This window comes from Sphingobacterium sp. MYb388 (assembly GCF_037479535.1).
Classification (GTDB): Bacteria; Bacteroidota; Bacteroidia; order Sphingobacteriales; family Sphingobacteriaceae; genus Sphingobacterium; species Sphingobacterium anhuiense.
Window position 1 is genome coordinate 1,279,953 of sequence record NZ_JBBGYV010000001.1, and the last position, 20,723, is coordinate 1,300,675.

Consider the following 20,723-nt stretch of genomic DNA (forward strand, 5'->3'; position numbering starts at 1 on the left):
GTTAATGCACTAAAATTGTTAAATTCAAATTATCTTACTTACAAAAGCACTTCAAGCCATACGGGTTTCGCCGTAGAAAATTCCAACGACTTATCCTTTTAATTGATCTTTTCGAAAAACGGTCGGAGTTACACCGAACTGTTTACGAAATGCTGCCGTAAAATATGTCCCGGACGAAAAACCTACTTTTTCTGCAATTTCATTTACATGTAGGCCTTCGAGCAATAGGTTTTGTGCTTTAGCCATACGCCGTTGTAATAGATAGTCATTGACACTGCAATTTAATAATGCTTTTGTTTTTCGATAAAGTTGTATCCGTGATAAATTCAGTTCCTTGGCAATGTCCTCGACACTCAGGGTTTTATCGGAAAGATGTCCTTCGACAACCATGGACAATCCCTGTAAAAAACGCTTGTCCTGCGGAGTATGTGAATCAATTTCTGTTTTATTTTCCGAAGGCTTGAGCAATGTGCCATACTGCTCTTTGAGTTTCTGACGGGACAGAATTAAGTTGGCGACTACTGCTTTAAGGTGGTCCACCTTAAATGGTTTTGTCAGATAGGCATCTGCCATATGGCGCATTCCCTCAATGATACTTTCCTCCGTATCAAGAGCACTAAGTAGAAGTACGGGTATTTGGTTGAACTGCGAATTGTTTTTAACGGTTTTCAATAATTCGATACCTGTTTCATCAGGAAGCATAATATCGCTGAGGATCAGGTCAGGATAATTGTTTTTCATTTTTTTAAGAGCGTCGGAATAGCTTTTGGCAAAAATGAGATTATATTCTTTTTCTAAAATTTCTTTCAAGAAACGCATAATATCAGGATGATCTTCAACAATCAAGATATTCGCTGCTCTGTTGGAACAGAAGGAGACCGAATCAACATCAAAATCTTCCAAATTTTCCTGTGGCAAGTTTCTTTCAAAATGTAATATTGAAGGCTCATATTGGGAGTTCTTTTTTTCTTCTTCCAAAAGATGAAGATGACCCGTAGGCAAGCGTAAAGTGAAAGCAGATCCCATTCCTTTTTTACTGCTAGCGGTTACTTGTCCATGATGAAGTTCAACAATCTGTTTTACATAAGCAAGACCTATTCCTGATCCAGGAAGATGCTGTTCACCTTTGTAGAAATTGTCAAATATATGATCTAAATCACTGGCTGCGATACCTGATCCATTGTCAATTACACGGATAAGAAAATAATCTCCAAATGTATTTTCTTCTACGGTCAAGCTGATGGTTCCTCCTCTAGGGGTATATTTAAATGCGTTGGATAGCAGGTTCGAAAAAGCATGTTCCATCAGTTGCTCGCTTATCCAGATCTCTTTCAGAGGTGTCTTGCTGAGATAACTTAAGGAGATGCCCTTCTTCTTGGCCAAAGGTCTAAAATTAGCAATGATCTGTTGGATGAAATTATCAATATGTACCGCAGTAACCTGTAATTTTAATTTAGATTTATCAATCCTATGGATATCAATGAGGTCGTGCACGAGGTCTTGAAGTTTTTTAGCATTCCGTTCGATGTACGCAAGTTTTTCTCTACTGTTAGCGGAAAGAGATTTTTCTTTTTCTAATTCTTCAAGTGGTCCCATGATAAGGGTCAGGGGAGTCTTGAATTCGTGGGAAACATTGGTGAAAAACTTGCTCTGTTCTTCTGCTCCATTTTGAATCTGTTGATTCATCTCAACAATCTGTTGCTGTTGTTGTAAAATTTCTTCGTTCTGATTTTTAAGTTGCTTGTTTTTTTTACGGTTGTTGCCAATCATAACAATCGAAATACCTCCTAGAATAATCGAGATCACCAGGCTCGTCATGACAACCTGGAGAGTTGTTTTTTGGTTGTTGTAAATCTGATTTTGCTTTACGATAAACTCCTGTCTTTTGTCGATATCTTTTTGTTGTTCTTGAATCTTATTCGACTGGAGCATCATCAGGTTCGCATTCTCTTTATTTATAACCAGCGTGCCCAGTATGTTTTCCCGTTTATAAGGAGTTTTTTCTAAAATTGCTATTGCCGTCCGGATCGCTTCTGTGCCCCCGGTTGGGTAAAGCATAGAAGCGTAAAGCGTGCCATTTGCTATTTCTTCCAAGCCATTTTTTGCTCCAGGCAATGCATCGATACCGATAATTTTCTTTTTGTCATTACCATTTTCACGGAGAGCCTGGATGGCCCCAAAGGCCATCTGGTCATTAAAAGCGAAGATAAGATCTTGTTTCTGTAAATCTTCAATTTGTTTTTTCGCTAAAGCATAAGCTGTAGCCCTGCTCCAATCAGAATGAAGTTCCAATCCTACCTGCGTTTTACCGGCACTATCTAGCCCCATCATCAAGCCTTTTTTTCTTTCTATAGAAGCTGAAGTACCCTTTAAACCAGTAATAACCCCGATTTGTCCCTTTCCATTAAGAACATTTGAAATATATTGTCCCGCTAATTTACCAATTGTAAGATTATCAGCTCCAACATAAGCATTGTAAAGACCCGAAGACGTTTTTCGATCTGTAACGATGACAGGGATTTTCATTTGGAAAACCGAGTCTACAATTGGTGTCACGGGAGCCGCCTCATTCGGAGAAACAATTAAGAGATCAATATCATTTTTTAGCAGTTCCCTAATTTGCGAAATCTGTACTTGGTTACTTCCTTCAGCATCTCGATATATAAATTTAACATTAGGATAGAAAGACAACTCTCTTTTCATTTCCTCCAACATGGTCTCCCGCCAAGAATCATTACCAGTACATTGTGAGAATGCTATTGTATAATTTTTGCCCTCATTCTTAGGATTACAAGAATGAAACAATAGCGATATCATGATCGACAATACACAGTATACTCTTAACATGTTGGATTAATGGATTATTGATGATATATGCTCAAACTTAGATGTATATATTGCTTCATATACAATTGCATCACATATTAAACAAATATATTGATATCTCCACTGTCATCAAGAATTATTTTTATAGAAAAAAACGAACCGTATTTTTTTTAATCACCCAATTGCTTTTTCAGCGTATTTGATAAATTGATTTTATTCTAAATTATATTTCAAGATTGCAGAAAATAAAACCGATCATCTTGATCAATTATGATAAAGCGCAGATCCTTGTGTAGACAAATGTCAAATTTCACCCATTTTCAAAGATTTTAAAATAACCTTAGTGTAAAAACAACACAGTTTTTGATTTATAGATGAATGTAACATCATCTATGTTTTTTGTCAAAAAAACATTTTTTCACTGTTTAGGAAGTCTTATTAAGGTGTTGTTTTTTAAGTATTTATGTGTTTTTTGATCTTGATATAAATTTGATGCAATTTGTCATATGAAAATTCAGGTCTTGTAATCTTAGCTGTTAATTTTGAGTAAATCAATTATAAATTTAAAATGAACAAAAATTCAGTTTTGATATGGTCATTCGTGGTGGCCTTGGGGGGATTTCTCTTCGGTTTTGACACAGCAGTTATTTCAGGTGCCGAGAAGGCTGTTCAGGTATTCTGGTCTCTAAGTGAATTTCAACATGGTCTTACGATGGCGATCGCGTTATTAGGTACAGTTATAGGAGCAGCAATGGGCGCATATCCATCGGACCGATTAGGACGTAAGAATACTTTGTTTCTGGTTGCCGCACTTTATTTTTTCTCCGCTATTGGTACAGCTCTGGTCCTAGATTGGAACATGTTTATTTTGTTTCGATTTCTAGGCGGGATAGGAGTCGGTGTCTCTTCTGTAACCGCACCAATTTATATTTCTGAAATTTCCCCTGCAAAATCCCGTGGCAAGCTAGTCGGATTATTTCAGTTCAATGTTGTGTTTGGGATCTTGGTCGCATACCTTTCAAATTATTTTATAGGTCAAACAGGGGAAGAGTCTTGGCGTTGGATGCTCGGAGTACAGGCAATCCCATCATTGATTTTCTTTGTGCTGATATTCTTTATTCCGGAAAGTCCCCGTTGGTTGCTTTTGCACCGAGGTAAAAAGGACGAGGCAATAGCGATTATGCGTAAAGTAAGCGGTGATCAAGCTGAAAATGATGTTGAACAGATGTTGAACAGCCGTCAAAGAGGTCAAGAAAAAGGTGAGAGCCAATTATTTTCCAAATCGAACCGTACACCTGTTATTCTAGCGGTACTATTTGCAGTTTTTAATCAAGTATCCGGCATCAATGCCATTATTTATTATGCGCCACGTGTTTTTGAGATGGCGGGTTTAGGCGGTCAGAGTTCTTTACTTTCTACTGTTGGTATTGGTGTTGTTAATTTTGTGTTTACTTTGATTGGTATAAATTTTATCGATAGGATTGGCCGTCGCAGACTGATGTTCATTGGTTCATTTGGGCTAATCGCTTCTCTTTCTCTTGTTTCGCACGCTTTCTTTGCGGGTCAAATTGAGGGAATAAAAGTCACCATTTATTTGATGATGTTTATCGCATTTTTTGCACTCTCGCAGGGAGCGGTAATCTGGGTTTTTATCTCTGAGATTTTTCCGAATGATGTCCGTGCCAAGGGGCAAACATTGGGAAGCTTAACCCACTGGGTGATGGCCGCAGTAATTACATTTTGTTTTCCTGCATTAACAGAACTGCTTGGTGGAGGTTATACCTTCATGATTTTTGCAGTTTGCATGTTTTTGCAGCTATTGTACGTATGGAAGATGATGCCAGAAACCAAAGGAAAATCTTTGGAAGATATGGATGGACCGATGCCCATGCACTAAGTCAGGATTTAAAACAGAATTACGGTTAATTAAGATCATATACATCTGATTCAGATAAAAATATTATGAAAAACGAGGTATTAAATATTAAAGGGGTTTGTTTCGGAGAAATTCTTTGGGACAATCTGCCTACAGGAAGAAAATTAGGTGGTGCTCCGCTAAATGTTGCCTATCACCTCAATAAATTGGGGATTTATACCGATGTGCTTACAAGGGTAGGGAGCGATGCAAATGGTCAGGAAATTGTTTCATTGTGCCGTGAGCTTTCGATTCCTTTAACATTATTTCAGGAAGATCATATCTTACCTACATCTACAGTAGAAGTCCATATTGATGACAAAAAAGATGTTCGCTATGAAATCGTCTATCCCGTCGCTTGGGATCACATTACACTTGGCGAACTAGAATTACAAACAGTTCGTGAAGCAGATTTTTTTGTGTTCGGGAGTTTATCCACACGAAATGATGTCAGCTACCAGACATTAAAAGGCTTAGTTAAACAAGCAAAATATAAGATCCTTGATGTCAATCTTCGCGCACCATTTTATACAAAAGAACGGATTTTTGAATTGATCGGCTATGCTGATTTAGTCAAAATGAATGAAGAAGAATTGGGCTTTGTTTCGGCGTGGTTAGGCTTACCTCCAGATATGAGCGATCAGTCGAAATCGGAGGCCGTGATGAATCATTTTGCAGTTCCGGAATTGATCGTGACATATGGCGCCACCGGTGCAATCTATCATTCTACAGCAGGACATTTCAGTCATCATTATCCTGCTCTGAAAGTGGAAGTGAAGGACACAATTGGTAGTGGCGATTCATTTTTAGCCGCTTTTCTATCGTTACGTTGCCGCAATGACAAGAATATCCCTGCAGAAGAGATATTGGAGTTTGCAGCTACGCTAAGCGGTTATGTTACGCAGAGCAGCGGTGCATGCCCAAATTATGATGCTACGGCTATAAATCGATTTGTGTGGCTGAATGAGTTGCAATAATTAAATTTTACATAAGAAAATCAATCTAAATAATTATCCATTTATAAAATAACCAAATTATGTTTACGAGAGAGAAAATCATGCTGTTTCTGTCTTTGATTCTTTTTTCTGTAGCCAGTTATGCACAGCAGGCAACCATTAAAGGAAGAGTCACAGATAGTGGAACGGCAGCACCATTAGAAGGTGCATCTTTGATTGCCAGAGGTACGGGGCAGGCAACCAAGACAGATGAAAAAGGAGAATTTACGATCCAGGTATCCAGTAGCAATCCTACACTTGAAATATCGAATGTAGGCTATACAACACAAACTATCGCAATCGGGGAAAAGAAGTTTGTGGAGATCCGTCTAGTCAACACAGAACAAGGGCTTGATGAAGTCGTGGTGACGGGGTACCAGACAGAGCGGAAACGAGATCTCACAGGTGCAGTCAGTGTGGTCAATGTTACAGAAATGATGAAAGCCCCTGAAAATAATCCCATCAAAGCACTTCAGGGCCGGGTGGCAGGAATGACCGTAACATCTGATGGTAATCCAAGCGGTGCTGCTACAGTGCGCATGCGAGGAATCAGCTCAATCAACAGTAGTCAGGACCCACTATATATTATCGATGGGATGCCATCACAGGGTGGTATGCACGAACTGAATTCCAATGACATTCAAAGTATTCAGGTATTGAAAGATGCTTCATCGGCAAGTATCTATGGTTCTCGTGCTGCCAATGGTGTCATTGTAATTACGACAAAGAAAGGCAAAATTGGAGCCCCAAAGCTTACATTCGACGCATTTCTAACCAACACCTATTTTAATAACCGTATGAAGGTGCTCAATTCCCTGGAATATGGTCAAGCTTTATGGCAGGCAACCATGAACAGTGGCGGAAATCCTAATGGTAATAATATTGGATATCAATTTGATTGGAACAATAATGCCAATGGTGATCCACAGTTAAATCATGTGTACGTTTCTAAATATATTGACCGGGAGCATACCATGTATGCTGCTGATACAGATTGGTTCAATGAAGTTTCCAAACCAGGTTTGCTCCAATCTTATAATGCGACACTTAGTTCAGCGACAGAAAAATCGAGTTCGTTTTTTTCTTTAGGATATCTGCACAATAACGGTACAATTAAACATACAAGTTTCCAACGGATATCAGCACGTATGAATACTGACTACAAACTCTTCGACGGTAAGTTGGTTATCGGAGAAAATTTCACGGTCAACAATACGGGTGAAGTTCAAGTACCGGGGGATGTCCTCGATCTATCTTTAAAAGCCTTGCCGATTATACCGGTACATACCGTAGACGGAGCAGGATGGGGTGGTCCGTCATTAGGTATGAACGACCGTCATAATCCAATGCGTTTACTGTATGATAATCGAAATAATAAATATAATTTTTGGCGTCTATTTGGCAATGTCTATGCCGATCTACAGATCATAAAAGACTTACATGTCCGTACCAGTTATGGTATTGATTATAGTAATTTTTACAAACGGAATATGGAGTTTTCTTATCGTTCGGGCTTCATGAACAGCGATCGGAGCGGTGTGAATATGGAACAGAAGCACGGTATGAAATGGACCTTATCCAATACGGCAACCTATAGGAAAGTTATTGAAAAGCATGCAATTGATTTATTAGCTGGTATGGAAATGAATCGTCAAAATGATATCAGCTTCAATGCATATACTGCAGGTAATGGTGCCTTTGCTATTGAAACACCTGAATACATGTGGCCAGGTGTAAGTACTGGAACAGCAGCAGTAGGTGGCGGTTCAACCGGCTTTTCGCTTCTTTCTTACTTCGGAAAGGCGAATTATGCATACGATGACCGTTACCTTGCTTCTTTTACTGTGCGACATGACGGTTCATCACGATTCGGAAAAAATAACCGTTTTGCAACATTTCCAGCCGTGACCGCAGGATGGCGGATTTCAGGAGAGCGCTTTATGGAAGGAACAAAAGGTTACATATCAGATTTAAAACTTCGTGTAGGTTGGGGGCAGACCGGAAATCAAGGAATTGGAGATCTAGCTACTTATGCACTGTTTGTGCCAGAGTATGGTATTGGCGATCCAACCTGGAATATTATAGACGGGACCGCATACGATCTTTCGGGAACAGGATCGGGAATATTGCCATCAGGATACCGTAAAATTCAAACCGAAAATAATGATCTGAAGTGGGAAACAACCACACAGACCAACATTGGGTTAGATTTTTCATTCTTTAATCAGAGTCTATATGGATCGATCGACTGGTATGTCAAAGCAACAAAAGACATGTTGATCAATCCTGCCTATATCGGTGTAGTAGGAGAAGGTGGCTACCGTTGGGCGAATGGAGCTTCGATGGAAAATAAAGGTGTGGACATTTCTGCAGGATATCGTAATAAAACTGCTTTTGGTTTAGACTATGATATAACAGGAGTTTTTTCAGCATATAAAAATAAAATTACCCATTTACCAGAAGCAGTTGAAAATTCATATGGTGGGCGTCAGGGTGATAATATCATAGGTCGGCCATTAGGCTCATTCTATGGTTATGTGACTGACGGAATCTTTCAGAATCAAGATCAGGTCGATGCGCATGTCAATCAGGCAGGTAAAGGTATTGGACGCCTAAGGTATGTAAATGTCTATGATGGCGATAGTCAGATTACAGATCTGGACCGTACCTGGATCGGTAGTCCGCACCCCGATTTTTCATACAGTCTAAATATTGCATTGAAATACAAAAGGTTTGACCTATCGGCTTACTTTCAGGGAGTACAAGGTATTGATGTTGAAAATTGGTTAAAGAAGCAGACCGATTTTTGGAGTGTTGATGATGTAAACTCCAATAAAGGTACCCGCTTACTCAATGCCTGGACGCCACAGAATGCTAATTCTACTATTCCAGCACTGCAGACAGTAAACAATAACGATGAGGGACGTCTATCCAATTATTTTATAGAAAATGGATCGTATATGAAACTTCGTAATTTATCTCTGGGCTATACATTACCAACAGATGCCGCCTCGCGGTTACGCATGAGCCGTTTACGCATATATGTTACCGGTCAGAATCTATTTACTGTAAAATCAAAGAATTTTACGGGTGTTGATCCTGAAAACGTCGGATGGGGATATCCCATACCGACCACATGGACAGCAGGACTTAACATTGGTTTCTAATTAATGAGTGTGTGATTAAAAACAAATTATTCTCATGAAAACAACATTTAATAAAATAATAATAACGGTATTGGCCGCAGGACTTTTGTCCGGATGTAATAAGTTCTTGGACGAAACACCAAAAGGCGTATTGAGTTCCGATCAGGTGAAGGAGCCTGAAAGATTACTTACAGCCACTTATGCAGCTTTGGGAAACGATCACTATGATGTTCCATTTAGTTTATGGCCATATGGAACGGTACGATCTGACGATGCCTATAAAGGAGGTTCAGGGCCTCAAGATATACAGGTCTTTCATTTTCTGGAAACGGCAAACAATATTACACCGACTTTTGATGAAGTAAACCGGCTCTGGTTTCAACTATATGTGTCGATTTCCCGTGCTAATACCACGATCCGGACGATTCAGGAAATGGGTGATTTTGCGAATAAAGACGAAAAAATGGCAGAAGCAAGATTTCTCCGTGGACACTTTTATTTTATGCTCAAGATCCTTTTCAAATATGTACCGTATATTGATGAGCAAGTGCCGATAGACAGCTATGAAACGGTTGATAACCGAGCGTTAACCAATGATGCATTATGGCAGAAGATCGCAGATGATTTTCAATATGCAGCAGATCATTTGCCAGTTGTTCAGACAGAGGTTGGTCGTGCCAGCCGTATTGCGGCTGCCGCGTACTTAGCAAAAACATATTTGTATAAAGCTTACCGTCAGGACAATCAAGAGCGACATGCAGTCACCAGTATAAATCACACAGATCTTGAAAAAGTAGTACAGAGTACAGATATTGTCTTATCCTCAAATCGTACATTAGAAACAGATTTCGGATTTAATTTCCTGCCGGGTCAATATGAAAACGGTACCGAAGCACTTTTTTCGATTCAATTTTCCAAAGATGACGGAACAAAATTTGGTCGAGTGAACTTATCTGATGTCCTTTCTGTGCCGATGGGATTGGGGTGCTGTGATTTCAATAAACCTAGTCAAAGTTTGGTGAATGCCTTCCGTACTACGGGAAAAGGATTGCCTTTGGATAACTATAATACGCTTAATACATTTAATGTTGCGGAGAAATACGATCCTCGGCTTTTTCATACTGTTGCAATTCCAAATTTACCATATAAATACAGTGCGAAACATGTGTATGAAGAAAGCTGGACCCGTAATCCGTCGGAATACGCTATGTATGCCTCTTTGAAAGAAAATGTTGATCCAGACTGTGATTGTTTTGTTCCGATGGTACCCTTTTATGCGAATACAAAAAATCGTATCGTCATTCGTTTTGCAGATGTATTGTTAATGCGTGCCGAAGCACTTATTGAACTTCACCGTTCCCAAGAAGCACTACCATTGATCAACCAGGTACGCATACGTGCAAAAAACAGTGTGACACTGATGGGCTATGCAACAGATAAGATGCTTATTGAAACGTATAAAAATGGAGAAAATATCATTTGGAACGAAGAAAATGCACGGAAAGCCTTACGTTGGGAGCGCCGATTAGAATTGGCCATGGAGAACGGACGTTTTTTTGATCTCGTGCGCTGGGGGATCGCAGGTGAGTCTATGAACGCTTATTACGATGTCGAAAAATCACGTAGATCATATTATGCTTCTTCCCATTTTACTGCCGATAAGTATGAGTATCTGCCTATTCCGGAAGCACAGATCAGATTGAGTAAATACTTGTATAAGCAGAATGCAGGATATTAACACTTGTTCATTTTGTGATGGTGAAATGAAGTGGAAAAAAATTAGTTAATGAAAAGATCCTGAATGTATCCTTTGTAACTGTATAAAGAATATGTTCAGGATAGTTTTCTGCTAAATAAATAGAGACATGAATCAATCAATGCTCGAATGCATTGATATCACTTGTAAAACAATTATAAACGAATGAAAACATTAAAAAATATTATAGGCTTAGGAATTTTCCTGCTCTTTATCGGATTGTTTACATCTTGTAAGGAGGACTCAGCTACATCGCTCGATTTGAGTTCGGATGTCAATATCCTTTCTTTTAAAGTGGGAAATACAGCAGGCGTTGTCGATAACGAGAAAGGCACAATTAGTGTACTTGTACCAGCAGGGACGGATCTTTCTGCGGTAAAGCCGAGTATTGCAATACCTGAAAATGCAACTGTCGCCCCAGCTTCTGGAAGTGCTCAGAATTTCACCTTTTCTTCAACAACACCGTTAGTTTATCGTGTATATAATGGAAACGTTTTTAATACCTACCAGGTAACAGTTAAGGAGATTATAGCCGAAATAACAGCTTTCCGTATCGGTAACAAAGTGGGTATTATTAATCAAGAAAATAAAAGTATCATCATATATTTACCGGTTGGTACAGCTGTAAAAGAACTCAATCCCTCAGTAGAATTTACTAATGGAGCAAGTATAGCACCGGGGCAGGGCGGATATGTTGATTTCAGTTCAGCTGTAAAGTATACGCTTACTTATATGGGGCAAACATTTCCATACACGGTGACTGTAGTTTTGGGCGACGAACCAGGATAAAGAATACGTACACTGCCGCTTTTATAATGCACATATTATAAATCAAAGTTTGAAACTTTTTTAATGGATCGATTAAAGTTAGCGGAATTAAACGGAGAAATAATAATAAAACAATTAATTTGTATTTGATAAACCTTATAGAAAAATTTAAATCATGATGAAGAAATTAGCATTTATATTACTAGCACTTCCTTTATTTAGCTACGCACAGACTGGAAGTACGAAACAAGATAAGCAAATGGTACAAGTGGAAAATTATCGCCCATTATATCATTTTACACCAAAAGAAGGGTGGATGAACGATCCAAATGGAATGGTATATAACAATGGTACTTATCATCTATTCTATCAGCATAATCCAGATGAACCGAAATGGGGTCCCATGCATTGGGGACATGCTACCAGCACAGATCTTGTGCATTGGGAAGAACAGAAAATAGCACTGTATCCGGATAGCCTAGGAACCATATTTTCAGGTAGCGCTGTTATTGATAAAGATAATACAGCTGGTTTTGGCAAAGATGCTATGGTCGCGATCTTTACACATCACAACCACAAAGAAGAAGACAAGAGAACCGGTTTACATCAATACCAGAGCTTGGCATATAGTTTAGATCAAGGTAAAACTTGGGAAAAGTACAAGGGAAATCCTGTATTGCCCAATCCTGGAATCTGGGATTTCAGGGATCCAAAGGTGATGTGGCACGAAAAATCACAGGCATGGATCATGACTTTAGCAACAAAGGACTGTATCACATTTTATTCCTCTAAAAATCTGAAAGAATGGAAGATGGAAAGTAGTTTCGGAAAAGAAATCGGAGCTCATGGTGGCGTATGGGAATGTCCAGATCTGTTCCCAATGACAGATAATGGGGTAACAAAATGGATATTATTGGTCAGTATAAATCCAGGAGGACCAAATGGTGGTTCTGCGACACAGTATTTTGTTGGAGATTTTGATGGAAAGCATTTCACAACAGATGATACCCAGATTAAGTGGTTGGATTGGGGAACAGATAATTATGCGGGTGTAACCTGGAATAATGTGAAGGATCGTCATTTATTTATCGGATGGATGAGCAATTGGCAGTATGCGAATGAGGTACCCACATTAAAATGGCGGTCGGCTTCTACGATCCCACGTGAATTATCATTGACAAGCATAAATAAACAGTATTATGTAGCAAGTAAACCCGCTAAAGAAATTGAAAATACTTTTAAAATATCGAAAACAATTGCTCCCAAAAAAGTAAACGAGATTCTGTTAAGTGATCATCTGCCTACAGGATTCCGATTGGACATCAGTAAACTGAAAGTGCAGGATTTTAAGATTATTTTATTCAATAAAGAAGGAAATGAGCTAACAGTTGGGTATAATAAGGCCAAAGATCAGTATTTTATCAATCGTAGTGAATCTGGAAATATATCGTTTAGTCACGATTTTCCTAAAAAGCATGTAGCTCCTCGTCTTTCAAAAGAGTCTCAAGTAGACATGAACGTATTTTTTGATGTGACTTCTGTCGAGTTTTTTGCAGATAACGGACTTTCGGTGATGACAGACATATTTTTCCCTGATAGTCCTATGACCCATTTAAAAATTACAAGCAATGCTCCTTTAGAATATCAAAATATCATTATTTCAGAATATAAAAAATAGTCAATTACAGCAATAGACGGCTATAGGAATTAATTTTAGCCAGCCCAGAAACGCTTTCTTCATTAGATTGGAGTAAGTGTTTTTTGGATTTTAGCATAGGTGTGGCATCAATTTGGTTTATTTACATTCAAAACTTCACTTATCCGCAACTTAGTATTATAAATTTATAATATGTTTAAAATTAGAAAAGCCAGCTTCTATTAAAAAAGCTGGCTTTTGTGATAAAGTGAAAATTTGCAATAATTTTTTAATATTAACCTAGCACAACCGCACCATTGTAGGGTAGTAATTTTCCCTACTATTTTAATTTTAAATCTAGTATTTTTTAACCTTTATAGGGCTTCTTTGCAGCTTCGATCAATTCTTTCATTTCTAATTTTATATAGTCTACGTTCGGCGTAGATCCAGTTAAGAAATATCGTATATTTCCTTCCTTATCGATAATAAATTTAGCAGGAATACCTTTCACACCGAATTTAGCAGCCATTACTTCACCAGTTTGAGGATCTTTTTGATCATCATAAAGAACTTCAAAAGGGTAATTGTTTTTTGTTATAAAAGACAACACATTTTCTTTATAATTTTTGTCGCGTTCCCAAGTATTCATAAACAAGAATTGAACATCTTTATCATTTGCATATGATTCCTGAGCCGCTTTCATACCCGGGAATGAACGTACACAAGGCTGACACCAAGTAGCCCAGAAATCAAGAACGACAACTTTTCCTTTTAAACTGGCTAACGATACCTTTTCACCTTTTAAATTGAGCAATTCAAAATTTGGAGCAGGTTTGAAGGTTGCCATCTCTTTAATATGGTCACGTATGGTCTGTGTTAAAGTTTCTTTTAATGATGCATTGAAATTTTCGTAACCCTGAGCCGATCCGTTCAATTCCAAATAAAGCTTTTTAAGATCATTCTCAACGGCAAATTGTCCTTTAGTATATAATTTCGTCAAGATATTGTATGCCTCAAGTTTTCGTCCGGTTCCTATCAACGATTTGTAGTAAACCGTTGCTAGTCCGTCAGCTTGCTCAGGAGCTGATTTTAATGCATTTTCTATGTAACCAAGTGCATCGTTATATTTTTTTTGAGCTACTAAGATATTGACATAAGCAGACATAGAGCTGGCATAACCCATAGAAGCGAATCTTGCTTTATTGTCTTTCTCTTCCTCAGGCAGGCTTAAATAATAATAACTGTCATCCATAGCAGTTTTTAGAAGCGGTGCTGCAGAAACTGTATCTCCTGCCGATAATAAAATCTGGCCTACTGGCAGATACCCATTACCACGCCAAAATTTTTCTTTCATTTCGCTAAGGTAATGGATAGCTTTTGGGGCATTTCCATCATTTGCAAATCCCTGCGCTAAATTGGCTAAAACATAATCGTAGGTCAAAAGCTCTTCGCTGAAGTTTTTGGATGGCCACTTTTTGGTCAGGTCATTATAAGCTTTTTCTTTCTCCTGGACAGTGGATGCGTTATAAAAAACATCGGTGATAAAAGCATCGCGGGTCAGTGATCCCTTAGGATACTTTTTCTTCGCAATAGCTTCTACCGAAGCCTGTTGCTGTTCCTTTCCCAATGACCGTAGGATATTGATTGTTGTACGGAACTCTTGCTCTGTTTTATAGCTCTTAATTTCGTTTAAAAGTACATTTGTAAGCGAGTCTTTTTGTTGTATGCTACCTTTTTCTATTATTGGGAGATATTTTTGAAATTTGTCCCCTGATGCCTTTTGTGCTATTACATTAGCTAGAGCAATGGTCAAAGCAATGGTTAAGATTGTTTTTTTCATTTTTTAATAATCAGTTTTGATAATAATTTAGTTTTCGTATCCAGGGTTTTGAGTCAGTTTAGTATTGATTAGAATTTGAGCCTGTGGAATTGGAAAAAGTACATCTGTGGATTGCCAATTTGATTTAACGGGAGAAAGAACCTCGGTAGCACGTTCAGTACGCTTAAGATCAAGCCAGCGGTGACCATACTCGCCAAAAAATTCATGGAGTCTCTCTGTTTCTATAGCGGTCAATAGCTGTGTTTGGTTACTGCCGCTATTGATACCCGTTAATCCGGCACGACTACGTACAGCATCAATATCAGCGCGTGCACCGGTAAGATTATTGAGTCTGCCTCTGGCCTCTGCACGTATAAGGTACTGTTCAGCCAACCGTAGCATGATATGATATTCAGCCCCTGTTCCCGAAGCAACTTTATACTTGGTAATGGCGTAGTAATTCTTGCCTGAAATGGATTTAAGGCTCGTCCAGTTCGTTTTTCTGAGATCCGCTGTCGGTGAGGACTCGAAACTGTTATAAACAGCATCTGGAAGGGTATAACCTGGGACAGCGGTTGCCGCAGTAATATAGTTTGCTCCGAAAGTCGTGACACCCGTCAGATTTCCCAATTGAAGAATGACCTCGTTACTGGTGTTTTGGAAGTTTTTGTCTGGAGCAGGCATCCCATAATCAGAAGACTGCAATACTTTGGTTGCGTACAATTCGGCATTTTGATAGTCTTTTTGATATAAATATACTCTAGCCAACAGGGCGCTGGCGGCAGCTTTATTTGCCCGTCCTCTTGGACTGGCAGTTGCATCATAGTTGGTCTGCATTTTACTCTCTGCATCTTTGAGGTCACTGACGATCTGATCATAGACCTGCTGTTTACCCACCCTTGGTAGAGAAGCATCTTCAAATGCATAGAGGTCATCCCGTAATTGTAAAGGCACATCACCATATAGATTCACAAGATAGAAATAAGCATAAGCTCGAAAAAATTTAGCCTCACCTATCAGCTGATCTTTTATCGTTGGCGTGAGGGAATTGGATGCATCCAAGCCTGAGATGGCATTATTGGTATTTTTGATTAATTGATAACCATTATACCACAGGTTAGCCACATTATTATTTGTATTTAAGATATTATTACTTGCAAACTCTGTTATACCGGCATCTGTCGCATTATATTGAAGATCGTCTGCCGCTATTCCAGTAAAAAATGTCGTCGTGCCAGACAAGTTAATATTTAATACTGTGCTATACAATCCACGGATCACACTGTTCGCCGATGCATCAGATGCAAATGCATCTCCAGTGATAACCTGAGTAGGTGGAGCACCAAGATCCACAAATTTTTCGCAAGAACTAAATAAAAGTGCCCCATTGGTTAGGATAAGCGATATGATGATTTTATTGTTAAATTTCATTGTTGTACGTTTTAAAATTGACAGTTAAATCCAAAGACAATTGTGCGCAATGGAGGTAGCACTTGTGAGATAGTTCCTGTACCTAAACCAGATGGACCGCCCTGAACTGTAGTTTCCGTATCCAGTACATACTTGTTTTTTGCCCAGGTAAACAGATTCTGGCCCTGCATAAATACACTACAATTGGACATTTTCAATCTTGAAGTCCAATTTTTTGGCAGGTTATATGAAAGATTTATAGACCTCAATTTAATATAAGATGCATCCCCGTACGCAGCATCAGAGCTACTGTATAGATTGTATGAATTATTTAAAGCAGTTCCTGAAGGTGTAGAAGTTGGTGATGACGGGGTGATCGCACCAGGAATATCTGTATTCGGATTTGTTGGAGACCATCTTCCAAGCCAGTATTCATTCTGGTTAACCATTGCTCCAGGTCTTGTATTTAAAATTTTGGTTACTCCAAATCGATGGTTAAACTGGAAAAATACGCCCAGCTCAAATCCTTTGTATGAAAACGTATTGTTAAATCCACCGTAAAATGGAGTTCCTAAATCAGCAACATAACGGTCATCTCCATTGATAACTCCATCACCATTACGGTCCTCATAAGTTGCTCTGCCAGTTGTTTCATCTACCCCTTGATAATGATAAAGACGGATCAGATTAAGCGGTTCTCCAACTAGAAAACTGCTTGCATAAAACGTATTTTCAATTCCTGGAAATTCCACTAATTTATTTTTATAGAATGTGAAGTTGGCCGATGTTTTCCATGTGAAATTTTCTGTAGCAATATTGGTGGTATTCAATTCCAATTCCAGACCTGTATTTTGAATAAGTGCAGGAAGATTAGCCTTATAACTGTTATACCCAACCTGAGTACTTAGGATAACGTCGGTTATCTGGTCGCCTGAACGATTTCTAAAATAGTTACCGGTGAATAAGATACGGTCTCTCAAGAAGCCAAGATCCAGTGCAAATTCCATCTTTTTGGTCGTTTCCCATTTGATATATTCATTAGGTAGCGTCCCAATGTTCATCGAAGGATTATTTAGATAGGCCGTAGCAGAGGAGTAGAGCGGCAGATACATGTAGTTTGATATCTGATCGTTCCCGGTCGTACCATAACTAGCTCTCAGTTTACCAAAACTGAGAAAAGGCAGCTTGTCCTGCACAAAATCTTCTTTTCCGAATACCCAGCCTAGGCCGATTGCACCAAAATTTCCAAATCTGTTTTTTGGACCAAAACGTGAAGAACCATCCCTTCTGAATGTTCCGTTAAATAAATACTTCTCATTCCATTCGTAATTCACTTTTCCAAATACAGCATTATATTTATAATAAACAAGATTATTGTTCGCTGTGAAAGTTCCCGCTGCACTAAGCGATCCTAAAAGAGCATCATTGCTGTAGTTGGAGCCATTAGTTGTTTGCGAACGGGAGGAATTCTGCTGAAAACTCGTACCGATCAATGCTGTTAGTTTGCCCTGACCTATATTTTTGAGGTAATCCAATGTGGGTTCGATAATCCAGTTCTCAGCTTTTGTATTGGAAAAAGCAGAAGAGCCCAATGGATTCGTCAGGGTATTATTTAAGGACGAAATCGGTGTCTGGTTATTTTGGTTCAGCTGTGTTATGGTGTACCCGAAATTTGTTTTCACGGTCAGTCCAGGGATAATCTTATAACTCAAGTTTGCATTTGAAATAAGGTTATTCGTAGTTCCTATGTATTTTCTGTTGAGCATAGCAATAGGATTGTTGATCCCTGCTGATGACGGTAGCCAATAAAATCTGCCGTTGTCATCATAAATAGGGTAGTTGGGAGGCAGGTTGTACATGGAAGTAATATCCGAAGATGGCATATCCGAATTATCATTGGCATAACTTACAGATAGTGCCGCATTAAACTTCTTGTCTGCAGACGTATGATCCAGGTTGAGACGAGAGGTAAACCTGCTATTTTTACTGTCTCCATAAAATACCGTGCTTTCGCGTCTGTATCCGGAGTTAAAGAAAAAGCGTGTAGACTCATTTCCACCGGACATATTCGCTTGCATATCGGTAATATGACCTTTATTGCCGATCAGCATTTTTTGCCAGTCTGTAGATTTATTCTGGTCCCACAACAAAAGGTCTGGAGCATTTGTTGCAGTTGGTACCGTACCATCATTAACAAAAGCTTCTTTTCTCAAGGATAGGTATTCTTCCAGATTCATCATCGGGATAAATCGATTAACTTCCGTAAATCCAGTGTTAAAATTAACACCGATGCGCGTGCGTCCCGATGATCCTTTTTTTGTTGTGATCAATACGACACCATTGGCACCACGGCTACCATAAATTGCTGTGGCATCGGCATCCTTGAGTACATCTATACGTTCAATATCAGAAGGATTAATCATACTAAATGGACTTAGACCGCCAGAAGATCCAGAAATACCAAAAGAGTTTAGATTGTCGGTTGCAGGTTGACCGCCGTTAAAATTAGTGAAAGGTACGCCATCAATAACGTACAGAGGAATAGATCCTGAGGTCGTCCCGCTTAATGAAGCCTGGTTTCTGATCTGTATCTGTACAGCACTTCCGGGTACACCATTATTTTGTGCAATCAATACACCAGACATTCTACCGGCTAATGCAGCCAGGGGATTACTTACAGGTTGAGATGCAATATCTTTGGCTGTAATTGAAGCGACTGATCCCGTATTTAATCGACGTGTTGTTGTTCCATATCCGATGACGACAACTTCTTCTAAACTGCCTTCTTCAGGCTTCAACCGGATAGGAGTAGTGTTTGCAAGAAGCTGTTTGGCTGAGATCTCCACCTTCTGGTAACCCATGAAAGAAAATATGATGGTGATATCTTCATTGGGTATCCTCAATCCCCACTGTCCATTCACATCAGTAGCTGTACTTGTCTGTATATTACGATATGCTTCTTTTTGCCAGTCTTTTATTATTACCGATACTCCTGCTAACGGAGAACCATTTTCATTAAGTACTTGTCCGGCCAAATGTAGCTGACTTTGTTTCTTTTCTTTTATGGCTATTATATTATTATCCAGCAGTTCCCAGGTCAGATTACTTCCTGAAAGAGATTTTGAGAGTACGTCCTTGATACTGATTTTGTCAGCTATAATATTTACTGTTGAATTGGGAAGTATAGCCTTGCTGAAGAACATTTTGTATTTACTGTTTTCATTTATTGTCTGAAACACGTCTTCCAGTTTGCCAGACTTTATGGATACATCAATTTTTTCAGTTTGTGAATAGGCAAAACTCTGCACATGCACTGTGCTGAGACAAACCAGAAGCAGTGCCAATCTGGATTCTTTTTTAAATTTAGGTACTGTTTTGTTCATATGAGTTATGTAGGTTAGTTTGTTTTAAAATAGCTGTATTTGATTGTTACCTGTCTTTTTGATCTGGAAGTAATTGACCGTCTGCAGTGCTTTCAAGATATTGTCTAAATCTTCATTTTCAAATGTTGCAGAGAAGCGCTGAGTTGCGATTTTACTACTTAAGATCTGTATCTCCACACCATACATGCGTTCTAATTTTATAACAATATCTGCCAATCTTTCATCACGGATGGTCATCCGTTTAAGCATCCATTCTGTTTCGAGTGCAGTACCGTCTTGATTTGAGACAACTAAAGGCTGGACTGCAACTGTGGCATTTTGCAGAGAAACAACTTTTGGATTGGTAGATTGTGCATTGTTATGGATAATCGCATTAGAGAGCACAAACTTTTCATTCGGGTTCAAGATAAATTTTTTATCCGTATGGCCAGTTTTCCATATCGAAACTTTTCCTCGTATTAAAGCAGTTTCTGCATTTCTTTCATTTTCATAGTCACGAACATTAAAAGCAGTTCCCAGGACGCTGATTTCCATTCTAGGAGTATGGATGATAAAAGGTTTTTTTGGATTTTTAGCGACATCGAAAAATGCTTCACCGATTAAAATCACTTCACGTTTAGAAGAGTCTTTAAAAGAATTAGGATAAATAATTCTACTGGATGCATTTAGCGTAATTTTTGTTCCATCTTCTAAGGTAATATGGCGCTGTTGTCCGTTTGCTAAGTTGATTTCTATATTTTTTAAGCTACTGTTTTTGTACAGATATTGATATGCAATAGAAATACAGAAAAGTGCTACAGTCGCGGCAATAGCAAGTTTAATCATACCGATTTTTCGGATGGGTGTTGGAGAAATTTTCTTTACGACATTTTCCTGGATTCTTCTTTTTATTTCATTCTGTTTTTCATGATCAAGTTGATCCAAGATATCTGGGCGTGATGAAAAACTTTCAAAAAAATTTTCGACAATTTCCGCTTCCTCTTTGTTGCATTTACCTTTTAAGTATTTATCTATGAGATTTTGAAGCCTTGGGTTATGATGTTCCATTTTTGATTAGTACAGTATTTAT

Annotated in this window: 11 protein-coding genes; 6 read left to right on the plus strand and 5 right to left on the minus strand. The window is 38.6% G+C overall.

Annotated elements, in window-relative coordinates; genetic code table 11:
- Positions 1-90: 90 nt before the first annotated feature.
- Positions 91-2,847, minus strand: coding sequence for a substrate-binding domain-containing protein (locus tag WH188_RS05585; RefSeq protein WP_208696856.1), 2,757 nt, complete (start codon positions 2,845-2,847; stop codon positions 91-93).
- A gap of 547 nt (positions 2,848-3,394) precedes the next feature.
- On the opposite strand from WH188_RS05585, the gene WH188_RS05590 reads away from it, so the two are divergent.
- The 6 genes from WH188_RS05590 to WH188_RS05615 all read left to right on the plus strand — a co-directional run bounded on the left by WH188_RS05590 (position 3,395) and on the right by WH188_RS05615 (position 13,084).
- Positions 3,395-4,723 carry a sugar porter family MFS transporter gene (locus WH188_RS05590; protein ID WP_183914166.1) on the plus strand — a complete coding sequence of 443 codons (1,329 nt, stop codon included), beginning with the start codon at positions 3,395-3,397 and terminating at the stop codon, positions 4,721-4,723.
- 65 nt (positions 4,724-4,788) lie between these two features.
- The gene (locus WH188_RS05595; RefSeq protein WP_208696858.1) at positions 4,789-5,718 is read left to right on the plus strand and encodes a carbohydrate kinase family protein; all 930 of its coding nucleotides are present in this window, start codon (positions 4,789-4,791) and stop codon (positions 5,716-5,718) included.
- A 59-nt stretch (positions 5,719-5,777) separates the two neighbouring features.
- Entirely contained in the window at positions 5,778-8,903 is a 3,126-nt protein-coding gene (locus tag WH188_RS05600; RefSeq protein WP_339423477.1) for a SusC/RagA family TonB-linked outer membrane protein, read from the plus strand.
- A gap of 34 nt (positions 8,904-8,937) precedes the next feature.
- Positions 8,938-10,620: a RagB/SusD family nutrient uptake outer membrane protein gene (locus WH188_RS05605; RefSeq protein WP_339423478.1), complete on the plus strand. Its 1,683-nt coding sequence runs from the start codon at positions 8,938-8,940 to the stop codon at positions 10,618-10,620.
- 183 nt (positions 10,621-10,803) lie between these two features.
- Complete coding sequence (locus WH188_RS05610) at positions 10,804-11,427, plus strand: hypothetical protein (protein ID WP_339423479.1); 624 nt, start codon at positions 10,804-10,806, stop codon at positions 11,425-11,427.
- Between the two features lie 154 nt (positions 11,428-11,581).
- Positions 11,582-13,084 carry a glycoside hydrolase family 32 protein gene (locus WH188_RS05615; protein ID WP_315402787.1) on the plus strand — a complete coding sequence of 501 codons (1,503 nt, stop codon included), beginning with the start codon at positions 11,582-11,584 and terminating at the stop codon, positions 13,082-13,084.
- Between the two features lie 325 nt (positions 13,085-13,409).
- On the opposite strand, the gene WH188_RS05620 is transcribed toward WH188_RS05615, so the two are convergent.
- Genes WH188_RS05620 through WH188_RS05635 form a run of 4 tightly spaced genes read right to left on the minus strand, consistent with a single transcriptional unit; the run spans position 13,410 to position 20,701 of the window.
- Positions 13,410-14,882, minus strand: coding sequence for a TlpA disulfide reductase family protein (locus tag WH188_RS05620; protein WP_339423480.1), 1,473 nt, complete (start codon positions 14,880-14,882; stop codon positions 13,410-13,412).
- Positions 14,883-14,909: 27 nt separating this feature from the next.
- Entirely contained in the window at positions 14,910-16,292 is a 1,383-nt protein-coding gene (locus WH188_RS05625) for a RagB/SusD family nutrient uptake outer membrane protein (protein ID WP_339423481.1), read from the minus strand.
- A gap of 11 nt (positions 16,293-16,303) precedes the next feature.
- Positions 16,304-19,654, minus strand: coding sequence for a SusC/RagA family TonB-linked outer membrane protein (locus WH188_RS05630; protein ID WP_339423482.1), 3,351 nt, complete (start codon positions 19,652-19,654; stop codon positions 16,304-16,306).
- Between the two features lie 24 nt (positions 19,655-19,678).
- Positions 19,679-20,701, minus strand: coding sequence for a FecR family protein (locus WH188_RS05635; RefSeq protein WP_208696868.1), 1,023 nt, complete (start codon positions 20,699-20,701; stop codon positions 19,679-19,681).
- Between the last annotated feature and the right edge of the window lie 22 nt (positions 20,702-20,723).

Bases quoted from the DNA above. Each gene is read 5' to 3' on its own strand.
- WH188_RS05585 (WP_208696856.1), bottom strand. From the start codon at position 2,847: ATGTTAAGAGTATACTGTGTATTGTCGATCATGATATCGCTATTGTTT.
- WH188_RS05590 (WP_183914166.1), top strand. From the start codon at position 3,395: ATGAACAAAAATTCAGTTTTGATATGGTCATTCGTGGTGGCCTTGGGG.
- WH188_RS05595 (WP_208696858.1), top strand. From the start codon at position 4,789: ATGAAAAACGAGGTATTAAATATTAAAGGGGTTTGTTTCGGAGAAATT.
- WH188_RS05600 (WP_339423477.1), top strand. From the start codon at position 5,778: ATGTTTACGAGAGAGAAAATCATGCTGTTTCTGTCTTTGATTCTTTTT.
- WH188_RS05605 (WP_339423478.1), top strand. From the start codon at position 8,938: ATGAAAACAACATTTAATAAAATAATAATAACGGTATTGGCCGCAGGA.
- WH188_RS05610 (WP_339423479.1), top strand. From the start codon at position 10,804: ATGAAAACATTAAAAAATATTATAGGCTTAGGAATTTTCCTGCTCTTT.
- WH188_RS05615 (WP_315402787.1), top strand. From the start codon at position 11,582: ATGATGAAGAAATTAGCATTTATATTACTAGCACTTCCTTTATTTAGC.
- WH188_RS05620 (WP_339423480.1), bottom strand. From the start codon at position 14,882: ATGAAAAAAACAATCTTAACCATTGCTTTGACCATTGCTCTAGCTAAT.
- WH188_RS05625 (WP_339423481.1), bottom strand. From the start codon at position 16,292: ATGAAATTTAACAATAAAATCATCATATCGCTTATCCTAACCAATGGG.
- WH188_RS05630 (WP_339423482.1), bottom strand. From the start codon at position 19,654: ATGAACAAAACAGTACCTAAATTTAAAAAAGAATCCAGATTGGCACTG.
- WH188_RS05635 (WP_208696868.1), bottom strand. From the start codon at position 20,701: ATGGAACATCATAACCCAAGGCTTCAAAATCTCATAGATAAATACTTA.